At 44.5% G+C, this 13,471-nt stretch carries 15 protein-coding genes; 12 read left to right on the top strand and 3 right to left on the bottom strand.

The genetic code is table 11. The features are described from left to right. Positions 1–42: 42 nt before the first annotated feature. Entirely contained in the window at positions 43–1,335 is a 1,293-nt protein-coding gene (locus ASL11_RS03855) for a TRAP transporter large permease (RefSeq protein ID WP_056609856.1), read from the bottom strand. Beyond that, positions 1,335–1,838 carry a TRAP transporter small permease gene (locus ASL11_RS03850; protein ID WP_056609855.1) on the bottom strand — a complete coding sequence of 168 codons (504 nt, stop codon included), beginning with the start codon at positions 1,836–1,838 and terminating at the stop codon, positions 1,335–1,337. Before ASL11_RS03850 ends, ASL11_RS03855 begins: the two co-directional genes overlap by 1 nt. 219 nt (positions 1,839–2,057) lie before the next feature. On the opposite strand from ASL11_RS03850, the gene ASL11_RS03845 reads away from it, so the two are divergent. The 5 genes from ASL11_RS03845 to ASL11_RS03825 all read left to right on the top strand — a co-directional run bounded on the left by ASL11_RS03845 (position 2,058) and on the right by ASL11_RS03825 (position 5,292). Beyond that, positions 2,058–2,384: an L-rhamnose mutarotase gene (locus ASL11_RS03845; protein ID WP_056609854.1), complete on the top strand. Its 327-nt coding sequence runs from the start codon at positions 2,058–2,060 to the stop codon at positions 2,382–2,384. Between the two features lie 173 nt (positions 2,385–2,557). After that, complete coding sequence (locus ASL11_RS03840) at positions 2,558–3,484, top strand: prenyltransferase (RefSeq protein ID WP_056609853.1); 927 nt, start codon at positions 2,558–2,560, stop codon at positions 3,482–3,484. A 30-nt stretch (positions 3,485–3,514) separates the two neighbouring features. Continuing rightward, positions 3,515–4,243 (top strand): DUF6081 family protein, encoded by a 729-nt coding sequence (locus ASL11_RS03835; protein ID WP_056609851.1) that lies wholly within the window; start codon positions 3,515–3,517, stop codon positions 4,241–4,243. A gap of 120 nt (positions 4,244–4,363) precedes the next feature. After that, the gene (locus tag ASL11_RS03830) at positions 4,364–5,122 is read left to right on the top strand and encodes a C1 family peptidase (protein ID WP_056609850.1); all 759 of its coding nucleotides are present in this window, start codon (positions 4,364–4,366) and stop codon (positions 5,120–5,122) included. A gap of 29 nt (positions 5,123–5,151) precedes the next feature. Continuing rightward, positions 5,152–5,292, top strand: coding sequence for a hypothetical protein (locus ASL11_RS03825; protein WP_056609849.1), 141 nt, complete (start codon positions 5,152–5,154; stop codon positions 5,290–5,292). Positions 5,293–5,458: 166 nt separating this feature from the next. Here the strand turns inward: ASL11_RS03825 and ASL11_RS03820 are convergent, their stop codons facing one another. After that, the gene (locus ASL11_RS03820) at positions 5,459–5,665 is read right to left on the bottom strand and encodes a DUF1657 domain-containing protein (protein ID WP_056609848.1); all 207 of its coding nucleotides are present in this window, start codon (positions 5,663–5,665) and stop codon (positions 5,459–5,461) included. Positions 5,666–5,861: 196 nt separating this feature from the next. On the opposite strand from ASL11_RS03820, the gene ASL11_RS03815 reads away from it, so the two are divergent. The 7 genes from ASL11_RS03815 (at position 5,862) to ASL11_RS03785 (ending at position 13,415) form a co-directional block, all read left to right on the top strand. Then, a complete protein-coding gene (locus tag ASL11_RS03815) occupies positions 5,862–6,722 on the top strand; it encodes a DUF421 domain-containing protein (RefSeq protein ID WP_327205082.1) in 861 nt (286 codons plus the stop codon). A 24-nt stretch (positions 6,723–6,746) separates the two neighbouring features. Continuing rightward, the gene (gene spoVAC, locus ASL11_RS03810) at positions 6,747–7,217 is read left to right on the top strand and encodes a stage V sporulation protein AC (protein WP_056609847.1); all 471 of its coding nucleotides are present in this window, start codon (positions 6,747–6,749) and stop codon (positions 7,215–7,217) included. A 4-nt stretch (positions 7,218–7,221) separates the two neighbouring features. Beyond that, positions 7,222–8,241 (top strand): stage V sporulation protein AD, encoded by a 1,020-nt coding sequence (gene spoVAD / locus ASL11_RS03805; protein WP_056609846.1) that lies wholly within the window; start codon positions 7,222–7,224, stop codon positions 8,239–8,241. After that, the gene (gene spoVAE, locus ASL11_RS03800; protein ID WP_056609845.1) at positions 8,238–8,588 is read left to right on the top strand and encodes a stage V sporulation protein AE; all 351 of its coding nucleotides are present in this window, start codon (positions 8,238–8,240) and stop codon (positions 8,586–8,588) included. The genes spoVAD and spoVAE overlap by 4 nt, the downstream gene beginning before the upstream one ends. A gap of 352 nt (positions 8,589–8,940) precedes the next feature. Further along, on the top strand, positions 8,941–9,900 hold the full coding sequence (locus ASL11_RS03795; RefSeq protein ID WP_056609842.1) for an AAA family ATPase: 960 nt from the start codon (positions 8,941–8,943) through the stop codon (positions 9,898–9,900). A 4-nt stretch (positions 9,901–9,904) separates the two neighbouring features. Then, positions 9,905–11,191: a DUF58 domain-containing protein gene (locus ASL11_RS03790; RefSeq protein ID WP_056609840.1), complete on the top strand. Its 1,287-nt coding sequence runs from the start codon at positions 9,905–9,907 to the stop codon at positions 11,189–11,191. After that, entirely contained in the window at positions 11,184–13,415 is a 2,232-nt protein-coding gene (locus tag ASL11_RS03785; protein WP_056609838.1) for a DUF4129 domain-containing transglutaminase family protein, read from the top strand. Before ASL11_RS03790 ends, ASL11_RS03785 begins: the two co-directional genes overlap by 8 nt. Positions 13,416–13,471: the final 56 nt, after the last annotated feature.

The following is a 13,471-nucleotide window of genomic DNA, read 5'->3' as shown; positions in this document are numbered from 1 at the left end:
TCGATTATCACCCTTTGTCCGAAAGTTTGGTAGATCTTTTAACTATTTGAGAAGATTAGGCAGCCACATGACGAGGCCTGGAATATAGGTCAGGATCATTAGGACGATACACATGACATAGAAGAATGGCATCATCGCCTTCGTACCTTCAGAAATCGAAATATTGCCTATCGCGGATCCAACAAACAAGACGGTCCCGACAGGTGGGGTCAGTAGTCCAATGCCTAAGTTTAACATCATAATGATGCCGAAGTGAACAGGATCCATGCCAAGGGCCGTTACGACGGGCAATAAGATTGGCGTCATAATTAAGATTAGCGGTGCCATATCCATAGGTGCGCCTAGTACTAACAAAAGTACATTGATAATTAACAAAATAATAATGGGATTGTCGGTAACCCCTAACATCCAGTCCGTTAACATGCCAGGAACCTTGAGGAAGGCAAGCACATAGCTGAAGGTAGCCGAGGCTGCAATTAAGAATAGGACCATGGATACGGTTCGAAAGGTACGCTTCAGTATGATCCACATACGGCTGATTGGAATATCCCGATAGACGAGAAACGTAAGGATGAAAGCATATAAACAAGCGAGCGCGCCGCTTTCCGTTGCTGTAAACCATCCAGTGAATATGCCGCCCAAAATAATGACCGCAGTTAGAAGTGACAGAAGCCCGTCACGAACGATTTTTGGAATTTCACGTAACGGAACCGTTTCACTCTTAGTATAACCGCGTTTAATTGCAATGATATAGCTTGTAACCATGAGGGATACACAGAGAATTAGACCAGGGACTATGCCTGCGAGGAACAAAGAAGCAATGGAGATGCCGCCGCCTGCTGCAAGGGAATAAAGGACAAGGTTGTGACTCGGTGGAACAACAACGCCTTGAATGGCGGCAGAAACTGTGACGCCTACGGCGTAGTCCGTGTCATATCCTTTCTTTTTCATCATGGGAATCATGACAGAGCCAATAGAAGAAACATCAGCTATCGCGGAGCCTGAGATATTACCGAAAAACATACATGCCACACAATTCACCATGGCAAGCCCACCGCGAATCCCACCAACAAGAACCTGAGCGAGATTGATAAGTCGAAGAGCCATTTGTCCTTCACTCATGATCTGGCCAGCAAGGATGAAGAAGGGGATCGTCAGCAAGGAGTAAGAATTCATACCTTGAATCATGGTTTGGCCTACGGTTGCAAGTGGAACCTTCAAGTAAACAAGGGTAAGCAGTGATGAGCCTGCCAACGCTAAAGAGATCGGAAAACGCAGGACGATCAGACCAACGAAGGTGACACATAAGATGAGAATGGCAATGGTCGAGTCCATTAGTGGGTTCCTCCTTCCTTTAAATTGACATGCCGTTTCGTTTCAATCCCAAATAGCTGCAAAAGTGCATAAGCACAAGTCATGACGCCAGTAATCGGCATAATGACATACAACGTACTGTTGGGTAGACCTGTTGCTGGCAGTTCGGATTCGTGCATCATGACAGTGAAATCCCAGCCGTATAGCACAAGATAGGTACCAAATGCGAGAATCGTGATTTCAATGAGCTTATCAAGCGCTTTATTGAATGAAGCTGGAAGCTTGTGTGTGAAGGAATCAATGCCAAGATGAAGCTTCTCTCGAAAACCAATCGCGATTCCCATGAATGAAAACCAGACAAGCAGTAACATAGTGACTTCTTCGGACCAGAAAAAAACGAAATTGAATAACTTACGCGTCATGACCTGAGCGGTGACGATGATAATCATACTCAGTAAACCGATAAGAGACGCCGACTCAATAAAGGTATCGATACCAAGAGCTATTTTTCTGAACAATCGCATCGTGAAATGGACCTCCTTTCTCTATTTGTAAGTGCTTCCATTTGCAATGTCTTTAGTATAGCCGTCGGTTTCTTGGGCAGGTACGCCATAGTTTTTAGTTTTTTTTGTAATATTTTTAGAATCGTTGAAAGTGAAGATCAGTATTGACTGGTGATTGTCGGCAAAGTAAAGTTGAAATTATGAAATCTACCATATGTGACAAAGGAAGGGTTGAGCCTTATGCAAAATAGCGGTAAATTTGCTTGGACATGGACGATTCGCGAAGAAGATCTTGAGGAATATGTGGAGATGCACTTAGCTCCTTGGCCAGAGATTATGGAGGAACATAGTAAAGCGGGTATCCGAGATTACTCCATTTTTCAAAATGGTGCGCAATTTTTCTATGTATTCTTGTGCGATGATATAGATGCTGCTTTCGCCTATCTGGCAGAGAGTGATGCCTGTAATCGGTGGAATGCCATTACATCCAAAATGGTTGTAGGCTCATTCGATTTCCGTGAAGCCGTTCCGATTACGCCGATGCGTGAGGTTTTCTATCTGAAATAAGTTATTTTGGAAGAAGGATGACTAGAGATTATTCTAGCATCCTTTTCTCATTTTCCGACTATTGACAGAGATGGCATACCGTGGTTTTAGGGGAATTGAAACCTACTTGAAGTACTACTAGGATTGGGATAGTATGAATAGCAGAGCAATTTTTGTTGAAAGGGACGTGAAAAATGAATAACCTCAACTTAAGTTTATTATTAAAAGCATCACGATTTCGGGTTATTCCAGTCATGGTTATTCCTGTCGTTTTAGGTGGATTAGGAGCAATCGTATGGAACGATACATTTCATCCAATCTTATTTGTGCTAACTTTCATTGGGTCAATTGCTGCGCACTTATTCTCGAATATGATTAATGACTTATGGGATTTTCGTAATGGCATTGATACGGCAGCCAGGGAAACAGCCTCAACCATTTCGACCAATTCAGGTTTTCTAGCCAATGGCACCATTGCAGAGCGAACGTTTAGTTTTCTGACATGGTCATTATTTGCTGTAGCACTTATTTGTGGTCTTATCTTAAGCATAAGCAGCGGCTGGCTCGTACTCGTTTTCGGTGGTTTAGGTGCTTTGATTGCCTATTTCTATGTGGCACCGCCTATTAAATTTGGTTATCGCGGCAAAGGATATAGCGAGATTGCTATTTTGCTGTCATTCGGCATTCTGCCTACTTTAGGCAGCTATTATGTGCAGACTATGCAAGTCGATTATCGACCGATTTTGCTATCTTTGCCGATCGGCCTGTTGACTACATTAATTCTATTTAATCATCATTTCCTTCACTGGCAATCAGATCAAAGTGCGGGTAAGCGAACGCTAGTTGTTGTATGGGGCGAGAAGAGAGCGCTCGTATTCTCCAAATGTTTATTCGTACTCTCTTATTTAGCCTTGATTTTGTGTGTGATAGTAGACGTTTTCCCTTACTATGCCCTGCTTGCTTTAGTGACAGCCATACCATTTTATCGGGTATATGGTGATTTGAAGTCAGAGAATCCTTCTCCGGCCTATCTGCCATTAATGGGTGCTTCACTAAAAGCAACAACCAGAGGCGGCTTGATTATGATGCTGGCTTTGGTCGTCCAAGCTATTTTTCAATGAGAATTTTACAACAAAGTGAGGTCATAAGCGATGAGCAAGCAATTTACAATAGGTGATTTCCACACCATTTTATCTGAAGGCGAAGTTTGGAAAATAGGTGGGTTCCCGATGCCAGATGGGTCCTTCTGGGAATTTAGAGAGCCGAATGCGACGATTATTGTTCGAAATGGCATTCTATATGCACGTGCGCCGCTTAGCCGCAAAAATGACTATGTACAATTTCTAGATAACGCAAAGCATATGTATTATTCAGCTCAAGATGTTGAGGTGCCCGAAGAAGGAGAAATTTCCTTCGAGCTTCAAATCCGTGCTCGCACGCAGAACACAGAGCCGAACGATTTATATGATGGCTTCGTCTCCTTGAATTTGCTTGATTTCACGACAGGCGCTGCGCTAGATTTCTTTGCAGGGAATGATAAGTATGCGAGTGTATATGCCGTACTTCCTTTCCCGGGTGTACAAGTTCCTGAGACGGACAAAACGCGCTTCTTCTGTATTTTCAAAGAGGAAACGAATTTCCAACCACGTGAATTCAATACGTACAAAATTACGTATCACCGCGGCAATGACGAAGTCATTTTCTATGTGAATGGTGTCGAAGTGCGACGTGAGAAAAATGTACCGATCAAATTCAATCGATTCACAGTTGCCCTAGGTATGATGACGGAGAAGGATTTGACACCACAAGGCAGTGTCTCCTTGCATGGACAGACGATTATCGGCGAGTGGTCACCTGTAACAGTTACAATAACGGAATAAGAAGAAATACATGAAAGAGCTCGAACTTCGTTTCTGAAGTAGGGCTCTTTTTTGCACGCTCCTGCCTATGGGTGAATACACTGGAGTACTCAGTGATTAGGCTTCTTAGGAGGTACAGGTATGCGGAAATATACCGTCAAACAGGACCCTCGCGATTTTCGTGATTTCACATACAGGAGTGTCAATTATATTCGGGAATCTCAGTTGCCGGGGCAAATCGATTTACGGGGCAAACTCACTCCGATTGTCAACCAAGGTTCTTTAGGATCATGCACATCAAATGCAATTGTAAGTGGATTGCGAGAGTATTGGCTGCGATCTGAAGAAGAGAACCCAACGCGGCTATCTCGCCTTTATCATTACTGGCATGAACGTGAGTTAGAAAATACGGTGAATCGTGATGCAGGGGCGACAATCCGTGACGGCATGAAAGTGTTGCATAAAACAGGCGTTTGTCCAGAGGAAGTATGGCCGTATAAGATTGCAAATTTTAAAGAAACACCGAATTATCAAGCGGAGTCTCTTGCTAGATATTATCGTATTGAAGGCTATCATCGCATCCATGATTTAGCAGGGATGAAGGCTGCGCTCGCGGATGGCTCGCCTGTTGTATTTGGAATATGGCTGTATGATTCATTTGAGAATAAGAAAGCTTCCAGTACTGGGAAAATCCCATATCCCAATCGGAAAAAGGAAAAACTTCTTGGCGGTCATGCGCTACTTGCGGTTGGCTATAAGGATGGAAAGGAAAAAGGAAAAGGCGTTATTATTGCACGAAACTCTTGGGGAACCGCATGGGGAGACGCAGGATACTGCTATATTCCTTATTCTTTTTTCAGAAATAAATCACTGACCTTTGATTACTGGACTGGTAAATAAATTTGTCTAAATAGAGGAGGCCTATTTCGATGATGAGTGTGGAAGATGCGAACAAGATCATAGCTTTCTTATCAGCAGCCTATTTCGCGACCTCAGATCCGGAAGCACAGAAGGAATTTAATCGGTTAGCCAATGAAGTGAGGAAAGCTTCGGGACAGCCGCCACAATGAGTATCGGAAGGAATTTCAACGAAACGAGGGACGGCACTCATGCCAAAGGACCAACTGAAATTGCTCATTCTCATTTTATTTGTATTGCTAATTCTACTTCTTAGTTTGTTAATTTGAAAAAAGAACAAACAGCCGCTGCGTTTTTCGCGCAGCGGCTGTTTGGCGTTTAAAAGCCTTTATATTGCGGCTCTTCATTTTCTAACTGCTGGACGCGACTGGCAACTTGATCAACGATTTGCTGGGTCGATTGGGCCGCTGTCTCATATAATTGCTTGGCCTCTTGATTTTGTGTGCTTAGGGCGAAGGTTTCAAGACTGGCTTGGGCACTTTTTAAGGATGCCAAGGTGGTTTTAACGTCTGATGCTACTGTCATGTCGTATACACTCCTCAATTTTGATAATGGATGAGAACAAATCAATGCCATATGTGCTCACTTGTTTGCGGTTGTTAATATGCCCCCAATGTAAGTGATACATGTTAACAAATAAATCCAATTTAGAGCAATAATAGTTAGGGGGCAAATGACACATAATGTAGATATTGAAAGTTGAAGAAGGGGGAGGAATGATGTGCCGGACTGGATACTTATTGCGATTCGAGCATTAAGTACCTTGATGTTTCTGTTTGTATTGACGCGGATTCTAGGTAAAAAACAAATTTCTCAGCTCACTTTCTTTGAATATGTGATAGGAATAACGCTCGGGGATCTAGCTGGGAACATTTCGACTGACGTTGAAGCAAATTATTTTCATGGTGTAATTGCGATTCTAATATGGGTGCTTGTGCCATTAGTGCTGGAATTACTAACGTTAAAGAGCAAGATCCTTCGACTTTGGTTTGAAGGCAATGGCAGAGTTCTCATTAAGGATGGCAAGATTCTAGAAGGTAATTTAAAAAAGGAACGTTATACAGGGGATGAATTACTCGAACAGCTGCGTACAAAAGGTGTATTTCGGGTCGCGGATGTGGAATTTGCGATGCTGGAGTCCAGCGGTGATTTGAGTATTCTACTAAAGAGTGAGAACCAACCACTAACGCCAAACCATTTAGGGCTAAAGCTTCCTATAGAGAAACCAACTCAAGCCGTTATGATGGATGGTGTTATTCAAAATGAGCCCTTAGCTGCAGCGGGTAAAAGTAGAGGCTGGCTGCAATCTGAACTTGAAAAGATGAGTGTGGCCAAAGAAAATGTATTTCTTGGACAGGTCGATACGCATGGTGAATTATCTGTTGACCTTTTTGATGACCAAATAGTCCTACCGGTATCTACAGAACGACCTGCCGTACTTGCGTGCTTGAAGAAATGTGAAGCAGATCTAGAGTTGTACTCTTTAACGACGAACAATTCTGAAGCTAAACAGATGTATGAAACATGTTCCATGCAGTTAACTCAAATTATCCAGCAGGTACATACGATTCTCAGAGCTTAGGTTTTGAGGGAATAGGAGTAAGTCATGCCTAACAACAAGAAGAAAAACTTAACGATGACACAACAGGAGTACCAAAAATTAGCTAAGCAGCAAGAACCTAAAAGACCTGTACTTAAAAATTGCGGTAGAGCCTTTCTGGTAGGTGGGACAATCTGCTTGATCGGTGAGTGCTTTATGCATTTGTTCATAAATTGCTTTGGTTTTACGGAGAAGACCGCCGGCAACCCCACAGTTGCTGTCATGATAATTATCTCGGTTATCTTAACAAGCTTGGGTATTTACGACAAAATCGCACAGTGGGCAGGTGGCGGAAGCTCTGTCCCAGTTACTGGATTTGCGAACTCACTATGTTCCGCAGCAATTGAGCATCGTGCTGAGGGGCTTGTGCTCGGTGTTGGCGGCAATATGTTTAAATTAGCGGGTTCTGTCATCGTTTTTGGAACAGTGGCGGCCTTTTTTGTAGGGATTGCACATCTGATCTTCACGGGGGGCTGACGAGATGCTGAAGGGACACCAAAGCTGGCTATTTGAAAATCGGCCTGTCATTCTTTCAACAGGCACTGTTGTTGGTCCTGATGAAGGGAAAGGACCGCTCAATGAAGATTTTGATATCGTCCACGGCGATTTGACTGTTGGTCAAAAAACGTGGGAAAAAGCTGAGAAAGCGTTGCTAGAGGAAGCTGCTCAGCTTGCACTGACGAAAGCCGGCCTTACCGACGGCCAAATCCAGTTCTATGTTGGGGGAGATCTGATGAATCAGATCATCTCCAACACGTTCGCTGCGCGGACACTGAATATCCCTTATCTAGGGATATTCGGTGCTTGCTCCACGTCGATGGAAGGGCTGGCGCTAGCTGCTCAACTAGTAGACTCTGGTGCAGCCAATTATGTCATGGCTGGCACGTGCAGCCATAATTGCACGGCGGAGAAGCAATTCCGTTATCCTACAGAATATGGGTCTCAGAAGCCGCCGACGGCGCAGTACACCGTCACTGGCGCAGGGGTAGCCGTACTTGGGAAGACTGGTGACGGCCCTGTCGTCACCGCGGCCACGATCGGACGAGTCGTGGATATGGGGATCACGGATCCGTTTAATATGGGCGCTGCCATGGCGCCTGCCGCTGTCGACACGATCCAAACACATTGCCGCGAGTTGAATCGTGACCCTTCCTATTACGATCTCATCGTGACGGGGGACCTCGCATCGGTGGGGATCAGCATTGCACGTGAGCTCTTTCACAAGCATCAATTCCCTATCGAGCAGACAACCTATAGCGATTGTGGATTAATGATCTTTGATCGAGAAACGCAAACGGTTCAAGCTGGGGGGAGTGGTTGCGGTTGCTCTGCTACAGTGACCTATGGGCACTTATTAAAGCGTATGGCAAAAGGAGAATTGAAGCGAATCCTCGTTGTCGCAACAGGTGCCTTACTTTCACCAATTTCATTCCAACAAGGTGAAAGTATTCCCTGTATCGCACATGCTGTTTCCATAGAGTCTGGAGGTTTATACGTATGAGTTTTTTCTGGGCATTTGTTGTTGGAGGAGCCATCTGTGTACTGGGTCAGCTGATGATGGACGTTGGGAAATTAACACCAGCTCACACCATGAGCACGTTGGTTGTACTTGGTGCCATCGCCGATGGCTGTAATTTATATGAACCGTTGATTGCCTTTGCTGGCGCTGGTGCGACAGTGCCGATCACGAGTTTCGGGAATGCACTCGTTCATGGGGCTCTGGAAGAACTGCATAAGGAAGGCTATATAGGCATTATTACAGGTATTTTCAAGGTGACCAGTGCAGGGATTTCCGCCGCGATCATCTTCTCCTTTTTAGCTGCTTTGTTTGTGAAACCCAAGGGTTGAAGCAGGCTGATGCGGAAGGCTAAACATAATGTAAAAAAGGCGCCGGGAGGCGTCTTTTTTTGCATTTATGTATGGTTTGCGGTGGTGGGCTTTTGGAATTGTTTTGGTAAGTCGTCTAAGGCTCATTTACGTGGTTAATTTTAACAAATAACTTTAGAGGATTTACAAGTATACGGAAGAAAAACTTTCCTGTAAACTAGATTTACGTACATTTTGTTTGTTTTCTGAGCGAAACAGAAGATGAAGCAGGTTCGTACAAAAAAGCGATGTTTACGCATATAAGCTTTCGACGAAAACTCAGTAGTGCTTACGAAGCAAGTTTTGCAAGCAAAACTCTAAGGAGGATCAACACATGGAAACTGCCACCCAGCATCATGTAGAAGTACTAGCTAGGCTGAAAGCAAATTTAGAATCATGTATTCTTGGCAAAAGTGCCGAAATTGAATTGTTGCTTACTGCGATGTTGGCAGGTGGTCATGTTCTGCTTGAGGATGTCCCAGGGACAGGAAAAACTGTACTTATTAAAGCGCTGGCGAAATCTATTAGTGGGCAATTTCGCCGTATTCAATGTAACCCGGACTTATTGCCAACGGATATAACTGGCGTATCTATATATCACCCTAAAGAAGAGAAGTTTCTTTTCCGATCAGGGCCGATTATGACTAATATTTTACTCGTCGATGAGATTAACCGTGCGACGACCAAAACGCAATCAGCTCTGCTTGAAGCGATGGAAGAACAACATATTACGGTAGATGGTGATTTGCATGAACTCCCATCCCCGTTCCTTATGCTAGCCACTCAGAATCCAATTGATTTTGAGGGAACGTATACATTGCCAGAGGCACAATTAGATCGATTTATGATCAAGTTGAGCTTAGGCTACCCGAGTGAAGCTGCCGAGAAAATGATGATAGCTTCCCAAAGCAAGGTACATCCGATGGAAGCGCTGCATGCCATTGTGGATACGAAGCAAGTTCTTGAAATTCAAGAGCAGGTTCGCCTGGTACATTTGGATGAAGCCGTGGCTGATTACTTAGTTACCATTTCGAGAAAAACACGGGAACATCACGCGGTCTTCCTCGGTGCGAGTCCAAGGGCTACGCTATCGTTGGTATTAGCCTCTAAAGCCTATGCCTTCTTACATGGTCGCGATTATGTCATCCCAGATGATATTAAATATTTAGCTCCTTTTGTACTGGGTCACCGTATGATCCTTCAAATGGAAGCGCGTATGGATGGTGTCAGTATTGCCTCTGTGCTCGCGACGATTTTTGAGCAAGTACGGGTTCCGGTTAGATTGGAGAAGTGAGCCTATGAAACGACCCGTATTCAAACGATTCGGGGAACTCACCCGGCTTCCGGCACCTTTTTGGCTACTTGTAACTTGCTTGTTGGCTAGCTTGTTATTCATGCTTTTTCAAGGTGGCAAGCTGGCTTCCATGCTGTTCATAACGATGACTTTTTTAACGATCTATTTACTCTCAGGGAACTGGAGCGGCATCAGACGTGTGCAAGGGACTCGGAAGCTTACAAATACAAGCGTAGAAGCCAAACTGGAGGCAGGACAATCTTTACAAATTCAGCTCGGCGTCCAATTACCAGGCTATTGGCCAGTTCCTTACGTGATGATTAAAGATCAGCTTATACGTCAGAATGGGGACGAATCTGTTTTCGAAGGATCTATCGTTCCAGACTGGAAGCGTCGGGGTGAATTCACGTACAGCACGCCGCCTCTTCGGAGAGGGTATTATCGGTTTGGAGAAACGGAATGCTTGACCGAAGATATTTTCGGATTTTTTCAGCATAAAGGTCGATTAGATCTGCAACAACCAATTACTGTGTACCCCCAAACCGTTACGATTCGCGAATGGGCGCAATTTCATCAAATGCTCAAAGGTATGCAGCATCACTCAACGGCGACGAGCGCACACCGGGAAACGACTCAAATCAATGGTGTTCGTGAGTACATTTATGGTGATCGCCTTTCACGTATTCACTGGAATGCAACGGCGAAGACAGGGACTTGGAAGTCGAAGGAGTTCGAGCGAGAATCCTTGCCGAAAACCATCGTTTTATTGGACCGAACTGCTCGAGCATACCGAGATGCGGCCGAATTTGAGCTAGCAGTGTCTGTTGCAGCATCTCTATTCCGATATGGAACTGGACGCGAAATGGCACTTGGCTTACTGTCGATTGGCAAGGAATTTACTTATTTTGAACCGAAGCACAGTCAGCATCATTACAAGGAGATTGTTAAACATCTCGTTGGTGTTGATGCGGATGGTTTTCAATCGTTAGGCCAGATTTTGAAGGAACGTTCACAGGATTGGCCTGCAGGTAGTTTAATTGTGCTCATTTCTCCTCAAAAAGGTAGTGCAATGCTGCAGATGTTTCAGCAAATGGCACTGCTTCAAATGAAGCCATGTCATATTTGGGTTCATGGCCAAGCAGATCAAGCTCTCAGCCCACAGGGTGTGGAGCATATTTCCGCACATGAGGATTATATTAAGGCCATTCGCTCACAAGGCTATATGGGGTATGAAGTAAGTCAATTGACGGACTTGCCTAACCTCTTGGGAGGGGCGAAACGGTATGCCTAACACATGGTGGAGCAGAATTCTTCTCAAGGATTGGGCATTGCGCGTATCTGCGATATTCGTGGGGATATTCCTTTACCAATTTCTGATTTGGATTATGAAGGAAGATGGTTTGTGGCTTCCAGAGACGGTTTCGTTCGTTACCTGGACCTTAGTTCTTACTACAGCGACCTACTGTATTCCCAAAATAAAAGACGGTTGGCGGGGGTTTCTTCAATTCGTTCTTATCATCTGGTTCCATGGTTTGGGCATGGGCTATCATTGGGTAGCCGTACATATTACAACATGGAAAGAGGCGCTTCGTTTCATTGGACTTAACGCGGGGCAGCTTGAACCGTATATTTGGTTTAGTTTGGGAGCATGGATCATTTATTTATTCGCCATGTGGTCCGTTCAATCAAGGTTCCGTATTGTTGTCCTTATTTTTGTTAGCATTTTGTTTTTTGCTGTTCGTGATTCCTTTAGTATGATTTTCCTTTGGCCGCAAGTGGCGATGATTATGCTTTGTGGATTTCTGCTTTTAATTGTGAGACATTTCTCCCAATTGAAGAAAAAAGCGCCTGACGTTTGGGAAACGATTTCCGATTACCCGTCATCATTTGTTGTTCCTATTTGCATCTTAATTGGTGTAATTGCGTTAGCAGGGGTGTTTGCTCCAACCGTAAATCCGATTCTGACGGATCCTTACACAGCTTGGAAAGTAAGTCGCGGTGAAGAAGTGCCGTTGCTTGGAAAAGGTGTGAGTATAGCGGCATCAACAGCTGATGCCTCATCCGGCTATAGCCGAGATGACAGCCGTCTGGGTGGCGGATTTCGATTTGATTACACGCCGGTGATGACTGTTGAATCTACGAAACGAACCTACTTCCGTGGGGAAACCCGATCGATGTATAACGGTAAAGGATGGGAGCTTGGACCGACGGAGAAGAGATTGCCTGCGTATCGGGTGAATTTGAATCCGTTACCGCTAGACCCACGTTTTGATGTATCACAATTGAAAACACAAGAAGTTACTCAAAGTGTTGTGATGGATCGAGATGAGACGTTCCCGGTCTTATTCGGGGGCTATGCCATTCAGAAAATAGTGGAAATCAATCAAGGTGAGAATCCGTTCCAACGCATCATTTGGACACCGCGACAATCGGAACTTCGATTTACGGGACGGACTAATTATCCGAAAGACTACTCGATCGTTGTCCAAGAGCCGATTCTAGAGGAAGATCTACTGCGGCAAACGCAGCAAGATTTTACCAACAAACCGGAGTGGGCAGAATACCTGCAAGTTCCTGTAGATTTACCTGAGCGAGTGAAGCAGTTAGCGCTTGATATTACGAAATCCGCGACTAATCCTTATGATAAAGCGAAATTGATTGAGAAGTATTTATCCGAGCATTATCCTTATACGAATACGCCTGATGAAACAAAAGGGAAGAGCAAGGATTTCGTGGATCGTTTCTTATTCGAAGTGAAACAGGGATATTGTGACTACTACTCGACTGCAATGGCTGTCCTCACACGATCACTTGGATTACCTACTCGTTGGGTGAAAGGATACTCCTCAGGCGCTTCTTCGATTGCTGACGACATTCGCGAGCAGGGTATCTTGAGCCAGTTAGGAGCAACGCTTGATTTAGACGGTGCTGGCACTTATACGGTTCGCAACTCAGATGCGCATTCTTGGGTAGAAGTTTACTTTGAAGGCTTTGGCTGGATCTCTTTCGAGCCAACCTCCGGCTTTGCGTTGCCTAATGTGTTCCCTGAAGCAGCACCTGTTGTAGAAGATTTACCCACAGACACTGAAACTAGCACATTGCCTGAAGAAACGACAGAAGCAGCAAGTTTCACATGGCTCTGGCTGACATTAAGTGGTGTAGTTGTCGCAGCACTTCTTGCTGTTGCTGTATTCTTCTTAGTAAGAAGCGAGGCGTGGCATAGTTGGCGTGCTCGCAGGAAACAGCTGCAAGTCGTGAATTTTAATCAGAAAATCATCGTTGAATTTGAAAGAATGCTCCGTGCTTGTCGTCGTAAAGGATACACGCGATATGAGTATGAAACGGTACGCGAAGCAACAACCAGATGGTCAACGCAGAGCAAATGGATGAAGAAAGAATTGGACGCATTAATTGAGCTGTTCGAACGTGCAAAATACAGTCAATTAGCTGTGTCTGAAGTTGAATATCAACAAGCGAACCAATTAATTATCCGTGTGAAAGAACAAATTAAATGATGAGCCGAAGCCACTCTCCCATCTAGGAGGGTGGCTTCCTATGAGAGGAGATTTAT

This window comes from Paenibacillus sp. Soil750 (assembly GCF_001428045.1).
In the GTDB taxonomy this organism is placed as follows: Bacteria; Bacillota; Bacilli; order Paenibacillales; family NBRC-103111; genus Paenibacillus_E; species Paenibacillus_E allorhizoplanae.
The sequence above is the reverse complement of the archived record's forward strand: the minus strand, read 5'-3'. Positions and strand labels throughout refer to the sequence as shown.

What these genes read in the sequence shown, in the direction of transcription:
- ASL11_RS03820 (WP_056609848.1), bottom strand. Translation starts at nt 5,665, where the DNA reads ATGACAGTAGCATCAGACGTTAAAACCACCTTGGCATCCTTAAAAAGT.
- ASL11_RS03855 (WP_056609856.1), bottom strand. Translation starts at nt 1,335, where the DNA reads ATGGACTCGACCATTGCCATTCTCATCTTATGTGTCACCTTCGTTGGT.
- ASL11_RS03850 (WP_056609855.1), bottom strand. Translation starts at nt 1,838, where the DNA reads ATGCGATTGTTCAGAAAAATAGCTCTTGGTATCGATACCTTTATTGAG.
- spoVAD (WP_056609846.1), top strand. Translation starts at nt 7,222, where the DNA reads ATGCTGAAGGGACACCAAAGCTGGCTATTTGAAAATCGGCCTGTCATT.
- ASL11_RS03830 (WP_056609850.1), top strand. Translation starts at nt 4,364, where the DNA reads ATGCGGAAATATACCGTCAAACAGGACCCTCGCGATTTTCGTGATTTC.
- ASL11_RS03835 (WP_056609851.1), top strand. Translation starts at nt 3,515, where the DNA reads ATGAGCAAGCAATTTACAATAGGTGATTTCCACACCATTTTATCTGAA.
- ASL11_RS03785 (WP_056609838.1), top strand. Translation starts at nt 11,184, where the DNA reads ATGCCTAACACATGGTGGAGCAGAATTCTTCTCAAGGATTGGGCATTG.
- ASL11_RS03825 (WP_056609849.1), top strand. Translation starts at nt 5,152, where the DNA reads ATGATGAGTGTGGAAGATGCGAACAAGATCATAGCTTTCTTATCAGCA.
- ASL11_RS03795 (WP_056609842.1), top strand. Translation starts at nt 8,941, where the DNA reads ATGGAAACTGCCACCCAGCATCATGTAGAAGTACTAGCTAGGCTGAAA.
- ASL11_RS03845 (WP_056609854.1), top strand. Translation starts at nt 2,058, where the DNA reads ATGCAAAATAGCGGTAAATTTGCTTGGACATGGACGATTCGCGAAGAA.
- ASL11_RS03790 (WP_056609840.1), top strand. Translation starts at nt 9,905, where the DNA reads ATGAAACGACCCGTATTCAAACGATTCGGGGAACTCACCCGGCTTCCG.
- ASL11_RS03840 (WP_056609853.1), top strand. Translation starts at nt 2,558, where the DNA reads ATGAATAACCTCAACTTAAGTTTATTATTAAAAGCATCACGATTTCGG.
- spoVAE (WP_056609845.1), top strand. Translation starts at nt 8,238, where the DNA reads ATGAGTTTTTTCTGGGCATTTGTTGTTGGAGGAGCCATCTGTGTACTG.
- spoVAC (WP_056609847.1), top strand. Translation starts at nt 6,747, where the DNA reads ATGCCTAACAACAAGAAGAAAAACTTAACGATGACACAACAGGAGTAC.